This is a genomic window from Streptomyces sp. NPDC043908, assembly GCF_056435525.1.
Window position 1 is genome coordinate 1 of record NZ_JBWKEI010000026.1, and the last position, 26,594, is coordinate 26,594.

At 70.3% G+C, this 26,594-nt stretch carries 15 protein-coding genes, 2 pseudogenes and 4 CRISPR repeat arrays; of the genes and pseudogenes, 13 read left to right on the forward strand and 4 right to left on the reverse strand.

What is annotated here, in order from left to right; all coding sequences use genetic code 11:
- Positions 1-628: 628 nt before the first annotated feature.
- Positions 629-1,304 (reverse strand): annotated as a pseudogene (locus AC069K_RS34320) (DUF2637 domain-containing protein); the annotation flags it as partial.
- Positions 1,305-1,674: 370 nt separating this feature from the next.
- Positions 1,675-4,019: direct repeats of the CRISPR family, unit length 29 nt; unit sequence GTGGTCCCCGCGCCTGCGGGGGTGGTCCC.
- 365 nt (positions 4,020-4,384) lie between these two features.
- Between AC069K_RS34320 and AC069K_RS34325 the strand changes: the two are divergent.
- The 13 genes from AC069K_RS34325 (at position 4,385) to AC069K_RS34385 (ending at position 24,408) form a co-directional block, all read left to right on the forward strand.
- Complete coding sequence (locus tag AC069K_RS34325; RefSeq protein ID WP_478622631.1) at positions 4,385-4,777, forward strand: hypothetical protein; 393 nt, start codon at positions 4,385-4,387, stop codon at positions 4,775-4,777.
- A 396-nt stretch (positions 4,778-5,173) separates the two neighbouring features.
- A complete protein-coding gene (locus tag AC069K_RS34330; RefSeq protein WP_478622686.1) occupies positions 5,174-6,205 on the forward strand; it encodes a phosphotransferase in 1,032 nt (343 codons plus the stop codon).
- 676 nt (positions 6,206-6,881) lie between these two features.
- Positions 6,882-8,374: a CRISPR direct-repeat array (repeat unit 28 nt; unit sequence GGACTACCCCCGCGGGTGCGGGGACGAC).
- Positions 8,375-8,510: 136 nt separating this feature from the next.
- On the forward strand, positions 8,511-11,426 hold the full coding sequence (gene cas3 / locus AC069K_RS34335; RefSeq protein ID WP_478622633.1) for a CRISPR-associated helicase Cas3': 2,916 nt from the start codon (positions 8,511-8,513) through the stop codon (positions 11,424-11,426).
- 315 nt (positions 11,427-11,741) lie between these two features.
- A complete protein-coding gene (casA, locus tag AC069K_RS34340) occupies positions 11,742-13,421 on the forward strand; it encodes a type I-E CRISPR-associated protein Cse1/CasA (RefSeq protein ID WP_478622635.1) in 1,680 nt (559 codons plus the stop codon).
- Positions 13,418-14,560, forward strand: a complete 1,143-nt coding sequence (gene casB / locus AC069K_RS34345) for a type I-E CRISPR-associated protein Cse2/CasB (RefSeq protein WP_478622637.1) — start codon at positions 13,418-13,420, stop codon at positions 14,558-14,560. Before casA ends, casB begins: the two co-directional genes overlap by 4 nt.
- A gap of 103 nt (positions 14,561-14,663) precedes the next feature.
- Positions 14,664-15,827, forward strand: a complete 1,164-nt coding sequence (gene cas7e, locus AC069K_RS34350) for a type I-E CRISPR-associated protein Cas7/Cse4/CasC (RefSeq protein ID WP_478622639.1) — start codon at positions 14,664-14,666, stop codon at positions 15,825-15,827.
- Positions 15,827-16,618, forward strand: a complete 792-nt coding sequence (gene cas5e / locus AC069K_RS34355; RefSeq protein ID WP_478622641.1) for a type I-E CRISPR-associated protein Cas5/CasD — start codon at positions 15,827-15,829, stop codon at positions 16,616-16,618. The genes cas7e and cas5e overlap by 1 nt, the downstream gene beginning before the upstream one ends.
- A gap of 6 nt (positions 16,619-16,624) precedes the next feature.
- Positions 16,625-17,419: a type I-E CRISPR-associated protein Cas6/Cse3/CasE gene (gene cas6e, locus AC069K_RS34360; protein ID WP_478622643.1), complete on the forward strand. Its 795-nt coding sequence runs from the start codon at positions 16,625-16,627 to the stop codon at positions 17,417-17,419.
- Positions 17,412-18,398, forward strand: a complete 987-nt coding sequence (gene cas1e / locus AC069K_RS34365; protein WP_478622645.1) for a type I-E CRISPR-associated endonuclease Cas1e — start codon at positions 17,412-17,414, stop codon at positions 18,396-18,398. The genes cas6e and cas1e overlap by 8 nt, the downstream gene beginning before the upstream one ends.
- The gene (gene cas2e / locus AC069K_RS34370) at positions 18,395-18,742 is read left to right on the forward strand and encodes a type I-E CRISPR-associated endoribonuclease Cas2e (RefSeq protein ID WP_478622647.1); all 348 of its coding nucleotides are present in this window, start codon (positions 18,395-18,397) and stop codon (positions 18,740-18,742) included. Before cas1e ends, cas2e begins: the two co-directional genes overlap by 4 nt.
- A 21-nt stretch (positions 18,743-18,763) precedes the next feature.
- Positions 18,764-19,952: direct repeats of the CRISPR family, unit length 28 nt; unit sequence GTCGTCCCCGCACCCGCGGGGGTAGTTC.
- Positions 19,953-20,282: 330 nt separating this feature from the next.
- Positions 20,283-20,737: direct repeats of the CRISPR family, unit length 28 nt; unit sequence GTCGTCCCCGCACCCGCGGGGGTAGTTC.
- A gap of 250 nt (positions 20,738-20,987) precedes the next feature.
- Complete coding sequence (locus tag AC069K_RS34375; RefSeq protein WP_478622688.1) at positions 20,988-21,287, forward strand: DUF6207 family protein; 300 nt, start codon at positions 20,988-20,990, stop codon at positions 21,285-21,287.
- 824 nt (positions 21,288-22,111) lie between these two features.
- Entirely contained in the window at positions 22,112-22,717 is a 606-nt protein-coding gene (locus AC069K_RS34380; RefSeq protein ID WP_478622649.1) for an RNA polymerase sigma factor, read from the forward strand.
- The gene (locus AC069K_RS34385; RefSeq protein ID WP_478622651.1) at positions 22,714-24,408 is read left to right on the forward strand and encodes an IclR family transcriptional regulator domain-containing protein; all 1,695 of its coding nucleotides are present in this window, start codon (positions 22,714-22,716) and stop codon (positions 24,406-24,408) included. The genes AC069K_RS34380 and AC069K_RS34385 overlap by 4 nt, the downstream gene beginning before the upstream one ends.
- Before the next feature lie 241 nt (positions 24,409-24,649).
- Here AC069K_RS34385 and AC069K_RS34390 read toward each other — a convergent pair whose 3' ends face one another.
- The 3 genes and pseudogenes from AC069K_RS34390 to AC069K_RS34400 all read right to left on the reverse strand — a co-directional run.
- Positions 24,650-25,501 carry a hypothetical protein gene (locus AC069K_RS34390; RefSeq protein ID WP_478622653.1) on the reverse strand — a complete coding sequence of 284 codons (852 nt, stop codon included), beginning with the start codon at positions 25,499-25,501 and terminating at the stop codon, positions 24,650-24,652.
- Entirely contained in the window at positions 25,498-26,073 is a 576-nt protein-coding gene (locus tag AC069K_RS34395; protein ID WP_478622655.1) for a sigma-70 RNA polymerase sigma factor region 4 domain-containing protein, read from the reverse strand. Before AC069K_RS34395 ends, AC069K_RS34390 begins: the two co-directional genes overlap by 4 nt.
- Positions 26,034-26,467 (reverse strand): annotated as a pseudogene (locus AC069K_RS34400) (transporter); the annotation flags it as partial. The gene AC069K_RS34395 and the pseudogene AC069K_RS34400, both read right to left, overlap by 40 nt.
- Positions 26,468-26,594: the final 127 nt, after the last annotated feature.

The following is a 26,594-nucleotide window of genomic DNA, read 5'->3' on the forward strand; positions in this document are numbered from 1 at the left end:
GTGGGAAAGACGCGACGACATCCATGAAGCCTTCCTGGGCCTCGCCGTCTGCCTGATCACCCATCGGCATGTCCAGAGGCTTTGTTAGGGCCAGTTAGCGACCGATGTGGCCCATTCGGGGGGCCTCTCCAGCGGTCTGCGCCGTGCTCCGCAGGCCGTCTAGGCCGGCGTACCATTCGGCGAGCCGCGCCTGATGGTGCCGTACCACCAGGATCCGTGCGAGGACCCGCCAGAGGGCGCCCCGGGAGAAGCAGCGCGCGTTGGCTGCTTGTACGCGGCGGCTCGGCACGGATCGCGAGAAGACCACCCGGGCGTGTGCCAGCCGCGTCGAAGGTGCCGATAGTGGATGCTGCTGTCCCCCATAGTGCCGTTGAACATGTCTCATCACGACACCACTCCCCAGGGGCCGCAGGCTGGGGGCAATGAAATGGACCCACCACGAGACGCCCACTACGCACCGACAGCGGAGCAGACCTCGACACCACGGTCGCAGCACGGCTCATGGCCCTGGACGCGTGCAGTCACCGAGGCCTTGTCTCCAGCGGCCTTGCCATCCTCGCAGCCCTCACCGTGCGCGACGGCCAGAGCCTCGCCGAACTCCAAGCATGAGGTCGGGGGCTCAGTGTCATGCTCGACCCAGACCCGCGGGGCCGGTCTCGGCGAGCGGGACGCCGAAGCGGGCCAGGCGCAGCGGCATCAGGGATTCGACGGGGGCCTTGCGGCGCCAGGCGCGGCCGTAGGGGGCCTTCAGGCCGGCGTGGTAGACGAGGCGGTCCTGTTCGAGCTTGATGACCTGCTCGTAGGGGGAGCGCAGCTCCCAGATTTTCATGCGGCGCCACAGCCGGAAGGTGGGGACGGGAGAGAGGAACCAGGGGGTGAGGCGGACGCCTTCCATGTGCTTGTCGGCGGTGATGTCCGCGATCCGGCCGACCGCGTGGCGGGCGGCCTCGACGGCGACGACGAACAGGACCGGGATCACCGCGTGCATTGCCGACGCCGAGCGGGTCGGGCCAGGCGGCCGCGCCGTTGAAGGCGATGGTCGCGGCCGTCAGCAGCCAGGCGGTCTGGCGCAGGAGCGGGAAGGGGATGCGGATCCAGGTCAGCAGCAGGTCGAGCGCGAGCAGCACACAGATGCCCGCGTCGATGCCTATAGGGAAGACGAGGGAGAATTTCCCGAAACCCTTCTTCCCCGCGAGCGCGCGCACCGCCGCGTAAGAACCCGCGAACCCGATCCCGGCAATGATCACCGCACCCGCGACCACGAGGACGGCCAAGGCCCGGTGGGTACGGGTCAGTTGAGGCAAGCCCCTCCCCGCAACCACATCCCCTCCCCCACCCACACTCACCACCCACCTCCTCTCACACTCCCACGCCAAAGAGGCCCCTGCGGACCGACATCACAGACACCGACCAGCAGCGCCGTGGACGCCACGCACGCGGGAGTTCCCACCACGCACGCCCCCCTTTACTGAGGAACTCCCCTCCGCGGCCCGCAGGACCGGGGTCGACCACCAGCAGCCAACAGTTCCGAAGCCACAGAACCCCCCGGCCGGTATCCTGCCGCTGGAACAACACAACACACAGACAAAAACAAGCGATTTGACCAGAATGCCGGACTCCATGAAAGTGAGCAAAATCCACTCCGAAACCGACTGAACCCGCGGGTCGCGGCCTGTGGTCCCCGCGCCTGCGGGGGTGGTCCCGCTTGTGGGCATGTCCGGCTCCATCGCCGCATGTGGTCCCCGCGCCTGCGGGGGTGGTCCCGCCTGGCCCGGCGAGACGTGGTTGGCCACGTGGTGGTCCCCGCGCCTGCGGGGGTGGTCCCCACCTGAGCCGCGGTATCGACCGGGTGATGGAGTGTGGTCCCCGCGCCTGCGGGGGTGGTCCCGACGACGTCGCCAAGGCGATCCCGCGTATCGCGTGGTCCCCGCGCCTGCGGGGGTGGTCCCAGCTCCGCGACTATAAGCGGCTGCAAGTCGAAGTGGTCCCCGCGCCTGCGGGGGTGGTCCCGGTATTGCGGCCCATTCGGACCGTATCACCGGGTGGTCCCCGCGCCTGCGGGGGTGGTCCCTCGGCGTAGTCGGTGGTGCCGGAGTCGCGGTGGTGGTCCCCGCGCCTGCGGGGGTGGTCCCCTGCTCACGGGGCGGCGTCGGTGCCGTCGAGAGTGGTCCCCGCGCCTGCGGGGGTGGTCCCAACGCGGCGGCAGCTGCTGCCGCCGCCGCCCAGTGGTCCCCGCGCCTGCGGGGGTGGTCCCTCATGACCAAGATCGTTGCTGCCGAGGGCACGGTGGTCCCCGCGCCTGCGGGGGTGGTCCCAACAGTTGGGCCCCCAAGGACGCCAACAGCGAGTGGTCCCCGCGCCCGCGGGGGTGGTCCCCAGGAGTCTGGCGGCAATCCGCTCGCGGTCAAGTGGTCCCCGCGCCTGCGGGGGTGGTCCCGGGGCAGCAGCGCCGCCTGCACTCCGCAATCAGTGGTCCCCGCGCCTGCGGGGGTGGTCCCAGCGGGGGGTGCGTCATGCCGCCGCCCTCCCGGTGGTCCCCGCGCCTGCGGGGGTGGTCCCGCACAGAGCTCGTACGCCTCGGGGCCCCGCGGGTGGTCCCCGCGCCTGCGGGGGTGGTCCCAGCTCTACCAGCAGCTGGGCGCAGGCGTTCCGGTGGTCCCCGCGCCTGCGGGGGTGGTCCCGTTGCGAGAGGGGTCACGGTGTTCCGGTGGGGGTGGTCCCCGCGCCTGCGGGGGTGGTCCCTCGACGACGTTGGCGGCGCCCTCCGGCGTGCCGCGGTCCCCGCGCCTGCGGGAGTGGTCCCCGTGGCAGCTCAGCCTCCAAGGCCCTGCTGCCGTGGTCCCCGCGCCTGCGGGGGTGGTCCCTAGGCTTCGCCGCGAGCCAGCGATGGGGCATGGTGGTCCCCGCGCCTGCGGGGGTGGTCCCGCCTGTGGGGCCGCGCCGTCGAGGAGGACGGTGTGGTCCCCGCGCCTGCGGGGGTGGTCCCACCACAGGCACCAATTTGACGCAGACCCTTGTGTGGTCCCCGCGCCTGCGGGGGTGGTCCCCTCCAGGGCGCGATCTGCTTCGGTGTGGACGAGTGGTCCCCGCGCCTGCGGGGGTGGTCCCGCCCCGGCCGCCCGGCCGATGAACTCCCCAGAGTGGTCCCCGCGCCTGCGGGGGTGGTCCCAGGTGACCCAAGCCTGCGCCGCGCCATGGCAAGTGGTCCCCGCGCCTGCGGGGGTGGTCCCGGCAGTCGCCAGCAGGGCGACAGTGACTGGCCGTAGTCCCCGCGCCTGCGGGGGTGGTCCCCCTCACGGTGTCTGATCCCGAGGCACCCGACAGTGGTCCCCGCGCCTGCGGGGGTGGTCCCCGGGCCGACGATGTTCGCGCCGTTCACGTCGAGTGGTCCCCGCGCCTGCGGGGGTGGTCCCTGACAGGCTGGACGCAGTAGGGGCAGGTAGACGTGGTCCCCGCGCCTGCGGGGGTGGTCCCGGACTCCCGTCCTCGCCGAGCGTGATGCGCAAGTGGTCCCCGCGCCTGCGGGGGTGGTCCCTTCGGCACGCAGGGGAATTTCGTTGTCCAGGAGTGGTCCCCGCGCCTGCGGGGGTGGTCCCCGAGCAGGCAACAAGGCCGTCACCGCAGTCACGTGGTCCCCGCGCCTGCGGGGGTGGTCCCACTCAGATGCCCATGCAGGGCGAGAACTCGGGGTGGTCCCCGCGCCTGCGGGGGTGGTCCCGCGTTCTCACTCCACGCCCGGGTTCGACGTGTGGTCCCCGCGTACGCGGGGATGTTCCCGGCACAGGGTGCGCAGGCGCCGGACTTCTGCGTGGTCCCCGCGTACGCGGGGGTGTTCCCGTAAGAGAGGACACCCATGGCCCCCAAGACCGTGGTCCCCGCGCCTGCGGGGGCGGTCCCGGCACGTAGCCCTCGCCCTCGGTCTCCGGCTCGTGGTCCCCGCGCCTGCGGGGGTGATCCCTCGATCATCTCGACGTTGCCGGACACGGCGCCGTGGTCCCCGCGCCTGTGGGGGTGATCCCGGGCGCTGGGGGCCCCGGAAGCACGCGAGCCTCGGTCGCCCTCACGGGTGACGATCAGCATGGTGACCCATTCCACGAGTGCGTACGGCAGGTCACGTGCGGCAGGATGAATGACCAACGAGGCCACCGATCAACGTGGTTGAGACGTCAGACATCTCGATCAACAGCCCGGGGGCCTCACGTGTTGCGCTTCACGACACATCCCCCGATCGGTGGCCAACTCGAAGAACCTCAGTGCAGGTCGCCGGCCTGCGCCGGGCGGCTTGGTGACCGTTATCGGTCCGGCCTGGGTGAGCGGCTGGGACGCGGCCACGTCCGCGGCAGCGGCCTTGCTGCGCGCTCGGATGGACCTCAACACTGCCCGAATGAAGGTCCGTACCGGGTTCCTGGCCGACCTGCGCGAGGGCTGGGCGGATTTCCGGTCCCGGCGATGGCTGTGGGTCATGGTCACCCGGGCGTCCGTGATGGTGCCGGTGTGGCTAGCCGGTTATCAGCTGCTCGGGGCGGTCTACGGACTCGAAGTGCTGGGCGGGGCAGCGCCGGGGGTTGGGTCGTCTCCAGGTTCACCGCCGGGCTGGTGGCCGGTGCCGCGCTCGCGCTGCTGTGGAAGCCCCCGCCTGGTCGGGGTGGTGGTGTGCCTCGGTGCCGTCTCGATGAGCCTGCCGCTGGCCGCAATGTCGGCTGCTGTCCCGCTGCCGGTCCTGTTTGCCACCACAGTGGCGGCCGGGACGGGGCTGGCGTTCAGCATGACGACGTGAGCCTCCCTGGCCCAGGAACGCATCCGGGTAAAGAAGTTGTGCCGGACAATGTCGTACTCGACGCTGGGCCAGATCTTGCCCGTCCCGGTCGGCTACCTGATGGCCGGTCCGCTGTCGCGGCACCTGGGGCTGCGGCCGACTCTCGCGGGCGGGGCCGTGGTGATCGCGCAGCGGCCGTTGTGCTGCTGGCCATCGGTCAGATCCGGCGGCTGTCGCCGGCAGACGAGGTGGCCCCGGCTGTGGAGACGGCGGCCAGGCAATACGCACGGGTGACCTTCACGGCTCCGGCGAACTCCTGGTACAGGGCTTGTAGTCGGTTGGCGATGTCCGCGTTTGTTGCTTGCGGTGGACGAATCGGATGAGGAATCCAGACGCGGGATGCAGCGTCGGCGTAGCGTGCTGGGCGTGACGGATGCAACCCAAGAAGACGATCTTCTGGCGGCTCTGCCGACCCTGTCCCAGGTCTTCGGGCTGGGCGACGTGCGCGACCGGCAGTTCCTTGCCCATGGCCTGATGAACCGGAACTGGCGTCTGGAGACGGCTGCCGGGGCGTACGCGGTGAAGGAGATCACCGACGTTCCTCTGCCCAAGGTCCGCAGGAACCTCGCGGTCTTGGTGGACCTGGCTCGCGAGGGGATTCCGGTCCCGGCGCCGCTGCCCGCTGATGGCGGGGGCGTCGTGGTGGAGGTCGCCGGGCACGGCTACTGCGTTCTGCCCTGGGTGGACGGTGAGCACGTGCAGGGGACCGACCTCCCGCTCGACCAGGTTCGCGATCTCGGCGCTCTCCTGGCCCGTCTGCATGAGGGCCTGCGTCGGCACGGCCCCGGCCCGGTCCCGGAGTCGGCGCCGGCGGCTAAGGTCCGCGACGTGGCCGATGCAGACCAGACGGCCGCCGCTCTCCTGGTCCGACTGCCCGCTGAGCCGGTGACCGACCTCGACAAAGCTGCCATCGAAGCCCTGCCCGACCGGCGCGCCCTCCTCGCCCGGTACGCCGTTGCCCGGCCGGAGGGCGAAGTGCCAGCCGGGCCCCACGGGTGGACGCACGGTGACTTCCAGTACCGCAACCTGCTGCGACGGGAGGGCCGGGTCGTTGCCGTCCTGGACTGGGACCGGCTCGGGATCCGTCCGTATGGGGAGGAGGTCGCGCGGACCGCGCAGGTGCAGTTCGGGGTCGGCGGCGTCTTCGACCTCGACCGTGTTGCCGCCTTCTGCTCCGGCTACCGGTCTGTGATCGACCTGTCGCAGGGGGACCTTGCCGACGCCGTGAAGCGGCTGTGGTGGAAGCGGCTGACCGACTTCTGGCAGCTGGAGTTCTACCTCGACCGCCAGGACCCCACCTTCGCTGAGATGTTCCTGACGGACGAGGCACTGCTGCACTGGTGGACCGACCGAGCCGACGAGGTCCAGGCCGCCTTCGCGGCCCGCTAGCCGGTGGCTGCCGCCGGGATCAGCCCGACGGCAGCCAGCTCAGGCAGACACGGCCGGACCAGCGGCATGGCCCGCGCGCGGGCCTTCGCGCCGAGGCCGGGCTGGTCGACACATTCGATTGCCCCCAACCGGGAGCCTGTGGCCGTAACAGCACAACACGCGGAAACGTCACGCAATTTGACTGGTACGCCGAGCCACATGAAAGTGAGTGAAATCCACACCGCCAGCCAGCTGAACCCGCAAGTCACCGCCTGTGCTCCCCGCGCATGCGGGCATGATCCACCACGACCGCGCCGTCCGGGGTGAGGTGGCCGTGCTACCCGCGCCCGCGGGGACCACACGTGCTCGATGAGGCGGATAGTGCTGCGGAAGGACCCTTCCCGCAGGTGCGGGGACGACGTCGAGTCCTCCAAGGACACCGCCGGTCTGTACGGACTACCCCCGCGGGTACGAAGACGACACGACATCGCGCAGCAAGAGCCGGGAGTCCAGGGGACTACCCCCGTGGGTACGGGGACGACCTCGGGGGGAGGCTGTAGCGGCCGCGCACGACGGGACTACCCCCGCGGGTGCGGGGACCACCGCCGCCGTGCACGGGGTCCTGATCGCGATCGGGGACCATCTCCGCATGCGCGGGGACCACCATGTCTTGGAGGTGGTCATGGCTTGGTGCCCGGGACCACCCCCGCATGTGCGGGGACGACGCGCCCGCAGCTCATCCGGGCCGAAGACGTGTGGAACTACCCCCGCGGGTGCGGGGACGACCTACCGCCTCTACCTGATGGGGCCTCAACTGCAGAACTACCCCTGCGGGTGCGGGGACGACGAGCCGCGGTATCGCAAGTCCGGCACCCCGGGCGAACTACCCCCGCGGGTGCGGGGACGACGTCCTCTCTGGAGCTGACGCCATTGAGGACAAGGGACTACCCCCGCGGGTGCGGGGACGACGCGTCCGAGGGACAGGACCCAGACCGCCGTGGCGGGACTACCCCCGCGGGTGCGGGGACGACGGCCCCGTACAGCGGGATCCGCGCCGAGCAGCGGGACTACCCCCGCGGGTGCGGGGACGACAAGACCGGCGGCACGGCCGCGCAGTACGACAAGGGACTACCCCCGCGGGTGCGGGGACGACGATTGCCCCGACACCCCGCCCGGACGGGGCCAGGGACTACCCCCGCGGGTGCGGGGACGACGAGATCTGGACGGAGCAGATCACCTACTGGCACGGACTACCCCCGCGGGTGCGGGGACGACGGCCCGCCTTCCGGGGCAGAAGACGGGCCATACGGACTACCCCCGCGGGTGCGGGGACGACGACGACACGGCGTACGACGACGTTGAGCAGCGGGGACTACCCCCGCGGGTGCGGGGACGACCTGTCGGCTCGGTTCAGATCGCCGACGGTGCGAGGACTACCCCCGCGGGTGCGGGGACGACTTCTGCGTGACCGCGACGGCGCCCGCCAGCGGCGGAATACCCCCGCGGGTGCGGGGACGACGTGACGGCACTCGGCGTCTCCGGCGCTCTGGTCGGACTACCCCCGCGGGTGCGGGGACGACGACTCGGCGGCCCGGCGCCGCTCCCGCTCGGCCGGACTACCCCCGCGGGTGCGGGGACGACCGGAGTTCGCCGCCGCCTTTGCCCGACTGGCCAGGACTACCCCCGCGGGTGCGGGGACGACAAGTAGCGGAACCCTTCCGTTCCGCCCACTCCGGGACTACCCCCGCGGGTGCGGGGACGACTCCGGGGACGATCCCGGCGTGGTCTGGCAGGCGGGACTACCCCCGCGGGTGCGGGGACGACACGCTGCTCGGCGGCGCCGTCTCGACACCCGGCGGACTACCCCCGCGGGTGCGGGGACGACTTGCCGAGGCCGATGGAAACGCCGCTGAAGCCCGGACTACCCCCGCGGGTGCGGGGACGACCACCCCCGATACCGGCGGCACCGGCACCGGGAGGGACTACCCCCGCGGGTGCGGGGACGACCCCGATCGTGTGCAGCACGACGGCCCGCACCATGGACTACCCCCGCGGGTGCGGGGACGACCGAGATCCCGGCCGGTGAGCCGAGGCCGGAGGAGGACTACCCCCGCGGGTGCGGGGACGACACTGACGCCATTCCGCGCGTCAGTTGGCAGCAGGGACTACCCCCGCGGGTGCGGGGACGACACTTCTTGACCTGGGCTGATGCGAGCGGTGGAGCTCCTTTTCCTTTGCTTGCGTCGGGTTCGGGGCGTCTGCTTGGCGGTTGTTGTCAGTGGGCGGGTCTATGGTGCGGGTCCACTGTACGAAAGGGGTCGTGCCAATGGAGGACATGCGGTCGATTGTCGACCTGATGCGAGGGATGGGGCTGCCGGATGAGGCGGTCGCCAGGGTGTCGCGGTTGTGGGGGAAGTCCGCTGCGCGGAACGGGGGGCGGTCTCATCTGCTGCTCGGGCACTTATTGGATACGGCTGCCGTGGCCGAGGTGATGTGGGGGCGGTACCTGTCGGGCGCGCTGCGGCAGCGGCTTGAGGAAATCAGCGGTGGGCGCGGGCGGTTGTGGTTCATGTGGATCTGCGGGATTCATGACTGCGGAAAGGCGTGTCCAGCGTTCCAGGCGATAGACGAGGTTGAGGCCGCCCGGGTCAGGGCGGCTGGGTTGTCGTGGGGGCGGCTGCCGGCGAACCGGCGGCAGGGCTGGCGGCATGACGTGGCGGGTGCGGCATTATTGCGGCCGAGGCTGGTAGCGGAGTGGGGCAGCTCGGAAAGTGCGGCTTGGGTGTGGCCGTTGGTGGCCGGTCATCACGGGGCGTTCCCGTCGGTGCAGGGGCTGCAGCCGAAGCATCGGGAGGTGCAGGGGCGCGGGGCCGCGTGGGCGGAGGCGCAGAAGGCGGTCGTGGACGTATTCACGCAGGCCGTGGGGTTCGAGGACCTTGCGGATGTGCGCCCGGTGGGGGCGTTGAACCGGGCGGAGCAGTTGGGGCTGTCTGGGCTGATTGTGATGGCGGACTGGATTGCCAGTGACAGTGAGCAGTTCGAAGGGCTCTCGGATGCGCACGAGATTTCTCTTGCAGGGGCCCGGCGGCGGGCGGAGGGGGCGTGGCAGCGGCTGGGCCTGCGGGGTGGGTGGGGCGCACTCGCGGTTCCCGAGGATCGGTTTGCTCCGCTGGCGGGGCGGTTGAAGGTGGAGCCGAGGGCCTCGCAGCGGGAGCTGGTGGAGCGGGCGTGGGCGATGCCGGCGCCGGGGCTGTTGGTGGCCGAGGCGCCGATGGGCGAGGGGAAGACGAAGGCTGCGCTGGCGGCGGCTGAGGTGCTGGCGGCCCGGTTCGGGTTGGATGGTGTTTTTGTGGCCATGCCGACGCAGGCGACCAGCGATCCGATGTATGAGCAGGTGTTGGAGTGGGTGCGGTCCTTCGGTCCGGACCTGGAAGCGCAGGTCGCGCTGCTGCATGGCAAGCGCCGCTTCAATCCGACATGGCTGCGGATCTGGGAAGACCAGCGGACCGGCCTGTCTGGAGAGCCTGGCACGGGCGAGGAGTCGGGGGCTCTGGACCCGTTCGATGTCTACGGGGCGACCGAGGAGGACGCGGAGTACGGCATGCCCTCCTGGACCTCGGGTGGCAGCGGCAGCCCGCAAGAGGGACCTGACGGCCCGGCCCAGTGGTTCCTCGGTAATAAGCGGGGCCTGCTTACCGCGTTTGGTGTGGGCACTGTGGATCATCTTCTGCACGCGGCGACCCGCACGCGCCATGTGATGCTGCGCTTCGCGGGTTTGCTGGGCAAAGTTGTGGTGGTTGACGAGGTGCATGCCGCAGACGTCTACATGCGTCAGTTCCTCCTGGAGGCGCTGCGCTGGCTCGGGCAGGCCCGGGTCCCGGTGGTCCTGCTCTCGGCGACGCTTCCGCCGGCGCAGCGGCAGGCTTTCGTGGACGCGTATCTGTCAGGTGCTCTGAGCGCGGCGGATGTCCACTGCCCGGTGCCGGAGCCGGCCGGCTATCCGTGTGTGACCGTGGCCTATGCCCTTAACGGAGCGCCCGTAGCGGTGAGTCCGCGTGATGTTGTGCCGTCCTGGCGGCCATCGACGTTGACGCGGATCGGCTGGCTGCCCGACATCGCCCAGGACGGGGAGCTGATCGCCTCGACGGTGATGGAAGAGGTCGCTGACGGCGGTGTGGTGCTGGTGGTGGTCAATACGGTCGACCGTGCCCAGGCTATTCACCGAGCCTTGACGAAGACAGGGTTCGAGGGGCGGGTGCGGCTGTTGCACGGGCGGCTGTGCGCGGCCCACCGGGCTCAGCGGACCGAGGAGTGTCTGCGGTTGCTGGGACCAGAGGCGGGTGAGGGTAGGCCCGACCGGATGGTGGTGATCGCCACGCAGCTGGCCGAGCAGTCGTTCGACATAGATGCGGATCTGCTGATCACGGACCTTGCTCCTGTCGACCTGTTGCTGCAGCGCATCGGGCGGCTTCACCGGCACAGCGGGACCCGCAGGCCGCCTGTGTTCGCTGAACCGCGGGTCCTGGTGACGGGGGCGGCGGCAGGGCAGAGCGGGCGGCCCCGCTTCCTTGCGGCATCGAAGGGGATCTATGGGGAGTGGGCGCTGCTGAGGGCAGCCGCTCTGGTCGCCGAGGTAGCCGGCCCGCTGGACGCCGGCACGGTGTGCGAGGACGGGTGGAGCATTCCGGCTGGTGTGCCGGCTCTGGTGGCCAGGGCGTATGGACAGGCGCCGGTCTGCCCGCCGCACTGGGATGAGTATGCAGCCTGGGAAACGTGGTTGGCGAAGGAGCAGGAGCGGGAGAGGTGCGCGGAGGGCTTCTTGCTGACGCGCCCACGGGAGTGGGGGGCGCCGACGTTGGAGGGGCTGCACTATGCGGGCAGCCGAGCGGCCTCCGAAGAGGACCTGGACGCCGTGGTCCGTGATGGCGCGCGGTCGGTGGAGGCGGTGATCGTCCGCCGCTCGTCCGGCGGGTACCGGGCGGTCGACGGGACCTGGATGGGCGTGCACGGCGAGGTGGATGACGAGACGGCCGTCGGCCGGCTGCTGGGCGGCACGGTGCGGCTTCCTGCGCGCCTTGCGGAGGCCGCCGAGGCGCAGCTCGCTCCCTTGCCTGGGTGGGCCGGTCATCCGTGGCTGCGTTACGCGCGGGCGCTGGTCCTGGAAGAAGAGGGGACAGCCGTTCTGGGCAAGGACCGGATCGGGTACGACGACGTGCTCGGACTTGTCGTCGAGCGAGGCTGAATGGCACGGGGAGCCGGGCCCGGAGTTGAGCTCACCCCGCACTGCGGGGACAGCGTGAAGCACTAAACGGGAACACCCCCGGACGTGGGGAGGGACAGGCTCCTCGCACCGTGGGGCAGGGTACCCGCTCGCTCGCTCGAACAAGCCAAAGACAAGCAAGCTCACTCGAACATCCCAAACCAGTTGCAAGGATTAAACATTCCCTGCCAGCCTTGCCGGGTCCCCTCAGTGGTCAAATCATCTACAGGCAGGGCGAGTTGAGATTCCGGCCTGCGCCTTCGGGGGCACGCATGATTCCTGGAGGGGAATTCGACCATGGACGTTACGGGAGATCTCGTCGACGGCGACTGCTTGAGTACAACGGACGCCGACGGGACCGTACATACGACCGGCCTGTTAGGCGGGCTGACTGGTGCCCACACGGTCCGCAGGCTGGAGCTGCCGGTGCCCACGATGCTGCCCGCGCTGCTGCGGCAGCTGCTGTTGCCGGTGGTGTGGGACGCCCTTGGTGTGCCGCGCACGCGGCAGGCGTGGGCGGAGCGCTTTCACCGCGGCCGGTTCTCGGATGCCGAGGTGGAGCAGCTCACCGAATACCTGGGTCCCCGGTACGGCGACCGTTTCCGGCTGTTCGACGGTGAGCGCCCGTTCGCGCAGGTCGCGGGTCTGCAGGCGCTCAATGGGGATGTGAAATCGGCCGGGCAGCTGGTGCCTTCACTCGCATCAGGCAACAATGTGCCGCTGTTCAGTGCGGTCAGCGAGGGCGACGAGGTGCTGCTGGCGCCGGGCCAGGCGCTGTTGTGGCTGCTCCATGCGCACTGCTGGGATACGGCGTCCATCAAGACCGGGGCTGTGGGCGATCCGCAGGCGAAGAACGGGAAGACGACCGGCAACCCGACGGGCCCGCTCGGACCGCTCGGGGTGATCACCCCGGTGGGCAAGAATCTGTTCGAGACGCTGATGCTGAATACACCAGTGCTGGCCGCTGGCCTGGACCCGGCGGACCGGCCGCAGTGGGCGTGGGAGGAGCGGCCCGCCTCGCTTGGCTGGAAGTCTCCGTCCGGCCCCCAGTGGTCTGTGCGCCCCGCCGGGGGGCTTCTGGATCTGCTCACCTTCCAGTCTCGCCGTATCCGGCTGGTCCCGTGCGAGACGCAGCAGGGGCCGCGCGTACGCGGGGTGATCGTCTGCGCCGGTGACCGCCTGGCCCGGACTCCCGAAGAGGACCCGCACACGGCGTGGTCGCACACGGCGAAGCCGAAAGCAGGGCAGCCTGCACGGCGCCCCCGCCGGCACATGTCCGGGCGTTCGGCCTGGCAGGGGCTGAGCACGCTGCTCGCGCTGGCTCTGCCCGTCGAGAGTGACGGACCCTACACCTCGGTACTGTTGCGCCAAGCCGGTGATCTGGCGGCCGATGAGGTCCTGCCTGCCGCCTACCCGCTCGGTGTGGAGATCTGCGGCCTCGAATACGGCACCCAGTCCGCTGTGGTCGAGAACGCCATCGGGGACAGCCTGCCGCTCCCTTTGTCCTGCCTGCTTGCCGAGGATGCATGGCTGCGTGCTGCGGTCCTGGAATGCGTCAGCCAAGCAGACCAGGTCGGCCGCGCCCTGGACAATCTCCACAATGACCTGCGGCGTGCTTCCGGTGGTGAGCCCCTGCCACGGGACAAGGGCCAACGCCCTTCCTCCCGGCTGCTGCACAGCCTCGATGCAACGATGCGCCGTCTGCTCGCCGGGCTGTGCACCGTCGGTCAGGACGACGACCTGCTGGAGCGGGCCGAACTGGCCTGGCAGCAGTTTCTGCGCGCGGCCGCCGCCCGCGAGGCCGACGTGCTCCTTGCCGCCGCGCCGCCGCGCGCGACAATCGGCCGGGTAGAGAAGACCAATGGCAAAGAGGTCGTGTACCGCAGCGGCAAGGCGGTGGGCCTGTTCTACAAGAAGCTCGCCGAGACCCTGACCCTGCTCCCCCAGAGCTCGGACACCGGGCAGGCCGCGGCATGAGTCCTGCAACCGGCCAGGCCCGCAGCGGCCTGCGCGCCTATTTCTGGGAAGAGGCCGCCGCAGACTGGCACACCCGCCTCCAGGACGGCCGCTCCGGCTTCTCGGAGTACATCGCCCGCAAGTTGCGGGGCTTACGCGAGGGCATCAGCGGCGAGCCGGGCACTGTTGCCGCCATGCGGGACGCCCACCGCGTGCGCCTGACAGATGCCGCCCGGGACACAAACCACCTGCCCGACCTGTATGTCGCCGAGCATGCCGCCCTCACCCTGTTCGGCCGGCACCAGCAAACAGCCGGCGAGCCCGCCCACACGCCTCGGGCCGGCCTGGGCACGGCTTGCCGCCACCTGCGCCGCGCCGAGACGCTCGCGGAAGCCGCCGTACAGCAGCGGCTGATCGCGGCCGCCACCTCGCAAGACCTCCATGAGCTGATCCAGCACCTGTACCGGCTCGTCCCCCTGCTGGGACGGGCAGGCATCGGTCTTGACTACACCCGGCTCATGTTCGACCTCGCCGCCTGGCAGAGCCCGGCGCAGGACCGCATCGTGCGGTCCTGGGGGCTGCAGTACACCCAACCGCCCGATGCCCAGGACGACAGTGATGCCGCCCCGTACTGGGAGCGCTTCACAGCGGAAAAGCCAGACAGCGGTGCACAGCTCGCCGCCCTGCGGTCCGGCACCGGGCGTGAGGCCGGGGCCGTCCCCGCGATGTGGCCGTACTACCGCACCCGGATGTCCGCCGCCCTGCGGGACAAGGGTGCCCTCACTAAAGACCTGGCCGCCGAGCACACTGCGCTGTCTCTTTTCGGGCAGCACCAGCAGGGCCGCAGCCGGACGATGCATGTCCCCGGCAACAGTCCCGGGACCGGCGCCCGCTTGCTGCTGGCCAAGGACGGCAGCGGGCACGAGGCGCTGGAACGACGGCTCGGCGCCCTGATCACGTCGCTCGACACCGGTGAGCTGGCGATGCACCTGCGGGGCCTGGTCCCGCTGCTGTCGCGCGCCGGCATCGGGCTCGACTACGACCTGCTGCGCAGGGCCCTGCGGTCCTGGGACGACCCCAAGCAGCCCGACCTGCAGAGTGTTCTCCGTGACCGCTGGGACCGCGACTTCCGCATCCAGCCCAAGGCCAACCACGCCTGACACCAGCGCCGCACGGCCTTGAGCGCCGGTGCCGCGCATCGCCTTCCCGGTTCACCGCGCATCGCCCCGTCGGCGATGTCTCATCTCCCCGAGGAGCCCGTCCATGACGCCGTCCCAGACCCTGTTCGTCGAGGTCCATATCCTGCAGAGCCTGCCCCCCTCCAACGCCAACCGGGACGACTCCGGGACGCCGAAGCAAGCCCTCTATGGCGGTGCCCGCCGCGCCCGCGTTTCCTCGCAAGCCTGGAAGCGCGCCACGCGCACCGAATTCGCCAAGGCCATCGAGCCGGCCGGCCGGGCGACCCGCACGAAGAAGATCGCCGCCCTGCTCGCTGAGCGGCTCGCCCGCCCCGCTGACCACGGCGGTGCGGGCCTGGAGAGCGCCCAGGCCGACCGGCTGGCCGCCGCCCTGCTGGTGCCGTTGGGCATCACCAAGTCGTCCAAGAAGGAGGAACAGTCGGCCTACCTCCTCTTCTTCGGCAAACGCCAGCTCGACGAGATCGTCAAGCTGCTCGACAACCGTGCCGCAGACCTCTGCGCCCTCCCGGATGCGGACCTCAAAGACGAGGTCGCCAAGCTCCCTGTCGTCGCCACCCTCTCCAGCGGGCACCCCGCCGAGGTCGCGCTCTTCGGCCGCATGGTCGCCGACCTGCCCTCCCTCAATGTGGACGCCGCCGTCCAGGTCGCCCACGCCCTGTCCACCCATGCGGTGCGCACCGAGTTCGACTACTACACGGCCGTCGACGACGAGAACACCGAGGACCACGGGGCAGGAATGATCGGCACCGTCGAGTTCAACTCCTCCACCCTGTACCGCTACGCGGTCCTCGGCGTGCACCAGCTGCGCGACAACCTCAGCTCCGCCGAGGCCGCACGCGACACGACGGTCCAGTTCGTCGATGCGTTCACCCGTTCCATGCCGACCGGCCACCAGAACTCCTTCGCCCACCGCACCCTGCCCCACCTGGTACTCCTGACCGTGCGCACCGACCAGCCGGTGAACCTGGTCTCCGCCTACGAGCAGCCGGTCGTGGGCACCACCGGCCTGGCGGGCGAGTCCGCGCTGCGCCTGGCGGACGAGCTGACGTCGGTCGCCGCCACCTGGGGCACCGAACCCGCCACCACCCTGGCCGCCTACAGCCTCGGCGGCGACAAACTGACCGAGGCGTTCGGCCCCTCCCTCCCCTTCCCCCAGCTGCTCGACTCCCTCGGTGAACAGGTCGGGCAGTGGCTGGCCAAGGGCCAGAGCACGAAGGCGGACGCGTAATGGCCAGCCACGCCGTCCTCACGCTCAAACTGGCCGCCCCCCTGCAGTCCTGGGGCGGGCCCTCCCACTACAACCTGCGCGAAACCCGCCCGCAGCCCACCAAGTCCGGTGTTCTTGGTCTCCTCGCTGCTGCCGAGGGCCGCTCCCGCGACGCCTCGATCACCGACCTCCTCGGCCTGACACTCGGCGTGCGCGTTGACCAGCCGGGCACGCTGCTGCGGGATTACCACACCGTCAGTGACCACCGCGGCCTGCCCCTGCCCTCCGCCAAAGTGAACGCCAAAGGGGTACAGGCAAAGACCAGCCCTGCGAAGTACACCGGCGTCACCCAGCGCTTCTACCTCCAAGACGCCGTCTTCGTCGCGGCCCTGCGCGGCCCGGCCCCCCTCCTGGAACGCCTCGAATACGCACTGCGCCACCCCCGCTACCCCCTCTACCTCGGCCGCCGCTCCTGCCCTCCCACCGGACCGGTCATCCTCGCACTGCAGCCCGGCACCGAACTCACCGACGCACTCACGACAGTCCCCTGGCAGGCATCCGCCCACCGCCGCAGCCAGGCCCGCACCACCGACGTGACACTGGAGGCCACCGTCGAGGATCCGGCCGGCGACCAACTCGCCGTGGACGTCCCCGACACCTACGACCTCAAGACCGGCACCCTCTTCGGCCGCCGATCCGTCCGCCACCTGTGGATCACCCTGCCCACCGGCAAACCCGCAGCCTCACCCGCCGGCGGGCAAGCCCACACGGCGCACCTCGACCACGACCCGTTCGCTCTCCTGGGCTGGTGATACTCGATGCCCTTCCTCTCGAAGATCGCGCTGAACCCGCACCGCCGTCAGGCCGTCCTGCTGCTGTCCAGCCCCCACCGTATGCACGCAGCGATCCTCGCCGGTCTCGCCATCCAGCCCGTCACCGAACGCGTCCTGTGGCGGATGGAATCCAACACCCCGCACCGCGCCGAGATCCTCGTCCTCACCCAAAGCCGACCCTCCTGGCAGCACCTCGTCGACGAAGCAGGCTGGCCCGGCGCCGACGGCGGCCACCCACGCATCGCCGACTACACGCCCCTGCTCGAACGCCTCGTGCTCGGCAAGGAGTTCGGCTTCCGCCTTACCGCCAACCCCGTCCAGAGCGTGCCACACCCCGCCAAACCGAGCGAGGAGCAAAGCGCCCGCCTCAAAACCCACGCCGAACAATCCGATCCGGCCCGCCGCCCGCGCGGATTCCGTCTCGCCCACCGCACCGCAGCCCAGCAGCTCAACTGGCTCCTCGCCCGCGCCGAACGCCACGGCTTCACCATCCCCCAAGCCTCCCTCCAGACAGCAATCCCAGGACTCACCACCGACTCCCCCCTCACAGCGGGACCGGCGGTATCGATCACCAGCCGCGACATCCTGCGCTTCCACAAACACCGCAACGGACCCCGGCTCACGCTCTCCACCGCCACCTTCGAAGGCCGCCTGCACGTCACCGATCCCACCGCGCTGCGCACCGCACTGCTCCAGGGCATCGGACCCGCCAAGGGCTACGGACAGGGACTGCTCACCCTGGCCCCGCTACGGGCAGAAACGGCGGTCACCCATGCCTGAACCCTGGTGGAGAGCAGGCCCGCAGGAAGTACACAGGCTCGAGGACCGCGTCTCCAGCCTCTACGCCGAACGCTGCCACATCGACCGCGACGACAACGCCGTCGTCCTGGTCAACAAAGCACGCGTCGTACACGTCCCGGCAGCATGGCTCGCCGTCCTCCTCATCGGCCCCGGAAGCCGCATCACCCACGCAGCCGTCACCCTGCTCGCCGACTCCGGCACCGCCCTGTGCTGGGTCGGCGAGCACGGCGTCCGCCTCTACGCCTCAGGCCACGGCATCGCCCGCAGCTCCCAGCTCCAGCTGCGCCAGGCATGGCTGGTCACCCGGCCCAAAGAACGCGTCAAAGTCGCCCGCCGCATGTACGACATGCGCTTCCCCAACGAAGACACCACCAGCCTCACCCTCCAGCAGCTCCGAGGGCGGGAAGGCACACGCATCCGCCGCCTCTACGCCCACCACTCCCGAGGAACCGGCGTTCCCTGGACCAAACGGGACTACAAACCCGGCGACGCCTTCGCCGCAGGTGACGACGTCAACCGCCTGCTGTCCGCAGCCAACTCCGCCCTCTACGGCATCTGCCACGCCGTCATCACCGGCATCGGCGCCAGCCCGGCCCTCGGCTTCGTCCACACCGGATCCGCACTCTCCTTCGTCCTGGACATCGCCGACCTCTACAAAGCCGAATTCACCATCCCCCTCGCCTTCGACCTCGCAGCCAAGGCACTGACCTCCGAGCGCGACGCACGCACAGCTTTCCGCGACGCCGTCGTCCAGGGCAAGCTGCTGCCCCGCGTTGTCACAGACGTCAAGAACCTGCTACTCCCCGAAGACGCCGCTCTGGTGGAAGAGGACCTGGGAGGGCTGTGGGACGACAAGGACGGCGTCGTCAGCAGTGGCCGCAACTGGGGTGACGACCCCTTTGGCCCGGACCGTCACCTGGACGTGGTGCCGGACCCCGGCGAAAGCACCGCACCATGAGCGCCGCAACGACAGTCGTCGTCCTCATCGCCGCCCCTCCCGGTCTGCGGGGCCACCTGACCCGCTGGTTCACCGAAGCCGCCCCGGGCGTCTTCGTCGGCAGCCCTAACACACGCATCCGCGACGGGCTCTGGAAAATCATGGCCGACCGTATCCGCGACGGCCAAGCCGTCATGATCGAACCCTCCCAGAACGAACAAGGCTGGACCATCCGCACCGCCGGCCAGGACCGATGGACCCCCACCGACTTCGACGGACTCACCCTCATGTCCAGACCACGAGGCACCAGCACGCAGCCATGGAAGACCACGAACCAAGTAAACGAAAACGGCATGATCACCTGACAACAGCCCAGGTCAACAAGTGTCGTCCCCGCACCCGCGGGGGTAGTTCACGGGCCACCCCCGCATGTGCGGGGACAACGTGGTCGTCCCCGCACCCGCGGGGGTAGTTCCAGCAGCCTCGTACCGGAAGACGACGAGGAGGAGTCGTCCCCGCACCCGCGGGGGTAGTTCCTACCTGCACGCTGGCCTGACCTACGAGATCGCGTCGTCCCCGCACCCGCGGGGGTAGTTCGGTGGGTTCGGACGCGCACGACCTGTTTGAGCGGTCGTCCCCGCACCCGCGGGGGTAGTTCTCAGTGCGGGCCCTCTTGATGGAGATGAGGGTAGTCGTCCCCGCACCCGCGGGGGTAGTTCGCGGCGATGGCCGCCCCGGTGGTGGGGGGCGGCGTCGTCCCCGCACCCGCGGGGGTAGTTCTCCTTGCCAGCAACGCCCTTGCCGTTGGAGAAAGTCGTCCCCCGCACCCGCGGGGGTAGTTCGCCCAGCAGGTTGAGGCTGCCGCCGCGCAGGCCGTCGTCCCCGCACCCGCGGGGGTAGTTCCTGGTTTGCCGTGGGTGGCCACGGTGCTGCTCAGTCGTCCCCGCACCCGCGGGGGTAGTTCTCGGAATGACTGGTTCCGGTCTGGTGACTAAGGGTCGTCCCCGCACCCGCGGGGGTAGTTCCCCCGCTCCCTGACCGGGACGGGTCACGCACCCGTCGTCCCCGCACCCGCGGGGGTAGTTCCGTTGGATCAGATCCGGTTGCCCGGCGGCCTTTGTCGTCCCCGCACCCGCGGGGGTAGTTCTCCACCGTCCGCCAGGGGGAACGGCGCTCCCTGGTCGTCCCCGCACCCGCGGGGGTAGTTCCGGCGTTGTCGACGTCACCCCCGGCATGACCCGGTCGTCCCCGCACCCGCGGGGGTAGTTCCGGCGTTGTCGACGTCACCCCCGGCATGACCCGGTCGTCCCCGCACCCGCGGGGGTAGTTCCGGGTTCTCCGTCCGGCTCTCTACGAACGCCCCGTCGTCCCCGCACCCGCGGGGGTAGTTCGCCCTCTACGCGGCGCTGTTGAGCTTCGCGGATGTCGTCCCCGCACCCGCGGGGGTAGTTCGCGTTCGCGGGCTTCCTGGTCGCGGCCGTCGAGGTCGTCCCCGCACCCGCGGGGGTAGTTCCCAGGCTGGGGCCGGCGCCACGATGACCTACGGGTCGTCCCCGCACCCGCGGGGGTAGTTCCACCGAACGAGGGCCTCACCACCGAGAGACATGGTCGTCCCCGCACCCGCGAGGTTCCTGGCCGGACTCCGTGCGGAGCTGGCCACCTGCGTCGTCCCCGCACCCGCGGGGATAGTTCGAGCCCGAGATAGCCGATTCGTGCGGCGATGATGTCGTCCCCGCACCCGCGGGGATAGTTCCAGGTTGTCGTTGTCCCAGCCGTCGGCCGAGTTGTCGTCCCCGCACCCGCGGGGGTAGCTCGCGCTCCCACGGGTCGGTGTAGACGGCCTCGTTGTCGTCCCCGCACCCCGCGGGGGTAGTTCCTACCGCTTGTCGGAGTACGACAGCGGCTGTCGTCCCTGCACTCGCGGGGGTAGTTCTCCACCGCGCTCCTCGTCCTCGCTGCACAGGGCGTCGTCCCCGCACCCGCGGGGGTAGTTCCCTGAAGGACGCTCGAACCCCGGGCCCGGTCGCGTCGTCCCCGCACCCGCGGGGGTAGTTCCCCGGGCCCTATCAGCCGGACGACATCATCTCTGTCGTCCCCGCGCCCGCGGGGGTAGTTCCCCCCATGTGGCCAAGGCGATGACGGCCACGCCGTCGTCCCCGCGCCCGCGGGGGTAGTTCCAGACGGGGCGGCAGTTCCAGGATCGCCTCGTAGTCGTCCCCGCACCCGCGGGGGTAGTTCCCCGTCGTCCGCACCCTCGTAGATCGTCTGCCCGTCGTCCCCGCACCCGCGGGGGTAGTTCCACGGACCGGGGCACACCCCAGGCCCGTGCGGTGTCGTCCCCGCACCCGCGGGGGTGATTCGGGCCAAGCCGTTCTGTACGCGAACGGAGCGTCGTCGTCCCCGCACCCCGGGGATAGTTCGCTGCGCACACGGTCAAGGAGCTGTGTTGCTGCTCGGGCTTTGGGACGGCTCTGCGGCCAAGGGCCGCGCCAGTCCGCCCTTCCCAGCAGCCCCCCTGCTTCCTGCCCCTCCCGCCGGATCGCCGAAGTTGTGGACGGCGCGGGCGGCCCCGTCAAGTCCTTGCGCAGCCGTCCCTCATGCGGGTGCTTCGTGCTGTGCCCCACAACCGCTGGTCCGCGTGGTGCCGTCCCTTACGGCATTCGCATCGACGAGCAGCACCTTGACCAGCCTGGCCTTGCCGTCCTCGATATCAGCGCCGCCGACGAGATCACCGCCCGCGTCGTGATGGAGGTATTGCAGCAGCAGTGGGCGACCTCCGGTGTCACCCTGGTGCGGCGCGTCCCCGGTCAGGGCGGTGTCCGGGTACGGGTGTACGCAGACGTACGGCGTGGCCCCGGAACATCGGACGGAGAGTGCGGGCCTTGCCGTGGCCCGGAACCGAGCATGTAGCTGCCTGACGGACCGAATCGTGACCAGCCTGTGGCCCCGGAAGCGTGCGGGCACCGGGCGAAGCCGGCGAGCGCACGGAAACCGGCCTCGCGCAGACCGGTATGCGAGTGAACGCGATGGAGCAGTCCCATCCCCGCGGGGGTGGTGGTGACGTATTGCTGGTCCTGGTCGCTGTGTTCGCCGTCGGGGCAGGCGAAGGGACAGTCACCTGCTCCAGCTTTGCCGCGTAGAGGTTGAGCGGCTCGTCCATGCCGAGGAACAGCAGTGGCGGGTTCATGATCTCCCCCTCGGTGCTGTTCGGCGTCGGCTGCCCCGTGGCAGCGCGGTTGCGTCGGTCGCGACAGCCCGGGCTAGGCGGATGTGATGACGCGGGGCCTGGCGGGGTCGTTGAGGTCCTGCCCGTGTCGGGTGTGCAACGGGGCGCGGGGAATTCACTCGCTTGGGTGAATCGGGGTGTGGGTGGGGGAGATGCGGGCTGTGGGGTTCGTCTGAGGGGCGAGGACGCAGGATCGGCTGTGTCCCGCTGTCGGATGGAGAACCATTCATGTCACCGTCCTTGGAGTGGACCGGGTATATCCCGGCCGCCGTGAGCGCGGTGCACGCGCTGGGTGCTCTGGTGCACCGGTACCGGCCGGGCGCTGTCCGCTGGAGGGCCAGGCGGGTGCAGGTGGCCGGGGGCTCGGGGAAGGCGCGGCGCAGGCGGTGTGTGTCGCAGGTGCTTGTGGTGCGGGTGGACGTCCCTGGGGAAGGTGCGGTGACGGTGCGGCTCAGCGTCGGTGGCGTCCGGGCTGCTGGCAGCCGGGCGGGTGGCGGGGAGCGGGCCTGTGGTAGGTGATGACGCTGTAGGCCAGGAGTTCACCGGCGAGGGGCCCGTGCAGGAACAGGACGTGGCGCAGCGGCTGCTGAGCGCGTATTCGAAGTTTGTTGAGGCGGAGCCGTTCACGCTGCGGCGTCTGTACCGGTCGCTGCCGCTGGCGACGTGCCAGGACATTGTGCAGGAGGCCTATTTGAAGGTGGGGCGGAAGGCGGCGGCTGGGGAGCTGGCGGCGGATACGGATGTCATGGCGTATCTGTGCCGCACGGCCCGTAACCTCGCCGTCGACCTGCTGCGTCAGCAGTCCGCCCGGGAGCGGCTGTTACGGGACCTGAAGGGTCTGGAGTCGGTGCTGCGTCCGCGGGAGCCTGTTGATGATGTTGAGGCGATGGAGCTGGTGGCGCGGGAGATCGAGCGGATGCCGCTGGGGCAGCGGCGGCAGGTGGTGGATCTGCAGAGCAAGGGGCTGAGTGATGCGGAGATCGCGGCGGCGCTGGGGATACCGGCGCGCCGTATCCACAATCTTCGCAATAAAGCGATCGCGTACCTAAGGCGCAAGCTCACTGGGCATATTCGGGATGGGCATCGGAAGCTGCGCGCAAGGAAAGACAGGTGACGGATGTGAGCAGGTACGACGGCCACGACGGCGGGGCAGGCCGCCCGAAGCCGCAGGTGGTCCCGGCCGCGCTCGCGCGCCTGCTGGACCAGCTCGCCGGGCCGTATGACTTCTGGGACCGGCCCGACGGCTATTTCGGCCCGCTGACGGACAGCTACCGTCTCTGCGGTGAGGAGCGTGCGCACGCAAACTCCCTGTACCGGCTGGGGTCGAAAGCACTGGCGAAGGGGGAGCTGCTGCGCGCCGCGCAGTGGCTGGGGACGGCGGCCGAGGCAGGCCACCCCGGCGCCCTGTTCCGCCTCGCGGTGCTGGCGTTGCGCTCGGACTGGGACCGGCACGAAGACATGCGGTTCTTCATCGCCGAGGCGGCCCGGCACGGGCACGGTGACGCCCGCCGCCTGCTGGCCGCCACCGCCCACCGCCGGCCCTTTCCCGACGACCCGCCCGCGCAGATCCAGGACACACTCTTCTTTGACGAGGTCCGTCAAGGACTGGGCGTGAGCTTGGAGATGCTCACACCCGAAGGCGTGGAGGGTGTGACGGCGGGCGGCGGTGTGCGGCTCGTGCTCGTACCACCCCCAGCGCTCCCAGCCGCAGCCCCGCCCGCACCTACCCGCACCGAGGCTCCCACGGTGCAACGGCAGACGCGCCTGCGGGCACTGGACGATGACGAAACCGACCGGACTGTTCCTCTGATCCTGCCACTGAGCAGCCCTGCCCCCTACCTGGCGGCCGCGGCCGCCGGCGCCGAAGCCGCTGCCCGCTCAGACACCCTGCCCGCCGAGCACGCAGGCGCCGGGCGCAGCGGGCGGGAGCCGTGGTGGTCGGCGAACGCGCTGCGGCCGGCGGTCCTGACCGATATGACCCGGACCAAGACGCTGCCGGCGCAGGCACCTGCTCAGCAGGCAGCCGCCTACCGGGCCCTCGAACTCGTCCTGCACATCCAGACAGCCGGCGGGATCACCACCCGCGACCTCGCCCGGCGCACCGGCATCAGCATGGCCGACACCTCCTGGCTCCTGCACTGGCTGCGCGCCCAGTTCTTCATCAAAACCGTCAGCGGAGCCCACTTCGCCGGGCCCGTCCTGGAGATGGCCGCCCGCACCGACCATCATGAGCAGCTGATGCAGCAGGTCCTCGACAGCCTGCGCGATCAGATCGGCGCCGCGGTTTATCTGGCCAAATACACTGATGGTGAGATCGACGTCCTGCAGTCCTCCCACAGCACCACCGCTCCCCCGGTACGGCTCAAGGCGCCCTTCCCCCAGGCCGGTCATGCCAGCGCGGTGGGCAAAGCCCTCCTGGCCGACCTCGACTTCACCGCCCGGATGGAACACCTCGCCCGCTACGCACCCGTGCCGCTCACCGAGCGCACCATCACCAGCCCGCGGTTACTCTTCGACGCCCTCGACCGCCACGGCCCCAACGCCGCCCAGTTCGACGTCCTGGAATACTCCCACCTGAATGTCTGCGCGGGCTTCTCCCTCACCCTGCCCGGCCACGACGCCACCTGCATCGCCCTCGCCCTGCCCGCCCATCGACGCCACGATCTGATCCGCGCGGCCACGGCACTCAGCCACGCCTCCACCGGCCTGCTCCTCACCCGCCTCCTCACCACACCACACCCCACCCCCAGCCCCCTCACCCCACCTGCCGCCCTGCTCCCCCACCGTGCTATCGCTCTGCCCTGACCCCCAGGAGATCTACTACGTGCCGCCACGGCGCCACCAGGAACCCACACCCAGACGGGAACAAGGCCCCGGTCGCAGTCGCCCCCTCCCGGCTCTCCCCTCAGCCACGGGCGAAGCTGGCGGCGCCGGCTCCATGCACCAGTGGCCCCCCGGGGGGGGAGCCGGCGGGCAAGGCTGCGCTGTCACGGGACCGCAAGCCCGCTGCAGTCCCGCGACAGGGTGGCCATCACGGTCCGTTGTCTCAGCGCGCGGCAGCTTCTCCGACCGGGCGCACCGGCTGCCCCGGCGTCAGTGCCGGGGACGGGGCGTCATGGCCGGGATTGGCGGAGGCGCGGGCCGAAGCCGTAGGACGGGCGGGCAGGGACCTGGGGACGGGGGACCGGTGGGCGGCCGCCTCCAGGAGCGTGCGGATCTGCTGGGCGAAGCCGGGGCCGGGCATCGGCAAATCCATTTCCGGTTCGCGCAGGTAGCCAGTGGCCACGGCGGTGGGGACGTAGGTCATCAGCTCGGTCACCACGGCGGTGCGGGGACGCTCCACGCACTTCGCGAGGTGGCGCAGGACGCGCAGTATCGTCGTGGTCGAGGCGCTGGAGACGCGGTGATTGTCCGCATGCCACTGCCTGACCGCCGGGGGCGGGCTGGCGCCGACGCGGGGAGCTGGGCTGCCCGGGGGGCTGGAGGGGCCGTCGGCCTGGTGGTACCACCAGGCTGCTGCCTCGGTTTCGCCCAGGGCGAGGTGGTGGAGGTAGAGGCAGTAGGCGGCTGCGGCCTGTCCGGCGCCGGCGGCGTACTCCCACCAGAAGCGGGCGCCGTCGGGGGTATCGGTGAGCTGCAGGACACAGGCCAGGACCAGCGCGCTGCGCGGTGCGGGGACCTGGTCGGTGACGAAGGTCGCGACTTCGCAGGCGGGTGTGTAGCCCACCAGGGTCTCGCACAGGGCCCGCAGGTCTTCGGCAGCCTCCCGGGGACCGGCCGTATCGGCAGGGACGTCGTCACCGCTCCGTACGGGTGGGGCGGGGGGGATGATGTCGCGGGGTACCTGGCGGTCGCGGACCAGCAGCGCCCGGGACAGGATGTGGTCGATGCAGGTCATACGGGGTTCCCTTCGGTCTCGGGCGGCGGGCACAGGATGCCCTGCAGGAAGTGCTCGGCATGGCGTTCGCTGGAGCGCACCGTGGCCAGTGCGATCCCCATCAGGGCGGAGGTGTTCTTCTGAGTGATGCCGCACAGGCGGCGCAGGACCGTGACGTCGAGCTGGGTCTCGGGCAGCCGGCTCATGGCTTTGAACAGCTCCAGGGATTCCGCGATCTGGTCCAGCCGTTCACTCTCGCTGGTCAGGGATCTGACGGCGACGGTGTCGAAGGCGACGCTGGTGAATTCAGGCCGGCCGTCGATGTGGGGGGTGCGGGTCATGACGGTGGCCCGCAGGACCTCCCACGCGAAGCGGCGGGTGTCGGAGCTGGCGAGGGCGTCGTTCCAGCGCAGCCAGAGAATGTCGAAGGAGTCCGAGACAGCGGCGTCGCTCTGCTCGGTGTCGAGGAAGACCCCGGCGTACTGCTGGTAGCCGTCGGCGACCAGCTCCCGCGCTCTGCGAGCGCACCAGCGAGGTAGCTCTTCACCATGGTGTATCTGAGGCGGAAAATGTCCTGAGCTTCCAGGTCCCACTCCGTACGCAGTTGCATCTCCGGATCGCCAGTGCAGTGGGGGCCGAGCCCCGTCACATCCCGGGTGAGGCCGGGGACGAAGTCGACCGAGACCTCGTCGGCCAGCTCAGCCATCGCGCCGCCCTGCTTCCGGACCAGAGGCACTTCCACCCACACAGCGGCGTGCCCGCAACACCGCGGCCGAGCACTGTGTGACCGGGGCGACGGTCCTGGCCGAAGTGGCCGCTACCGAAATAGCGGTAGCGGACCGGGTCAATCGGACGCTGGTACTCACGGACGGCGTGTGCGTCGTAGCGGGTGAAGTCACCGACCACACAGATCAGCCTCGGTCCGCTCCACACAATCCGGAATGCCGCCGTGGCTCCGAGCCGATCGCCGACCAGGTTCCGAAAGGCAGCATCACCTCAGCAACACCACCTGCCGTACTGAACAGCTTCAAACCGACCACTCTCCTCGTCAACACGATGCCAGAGGGCAACGCCAGAGCATCCGGATGTTTCCGGCAGCACCGCCGCCCCGAAA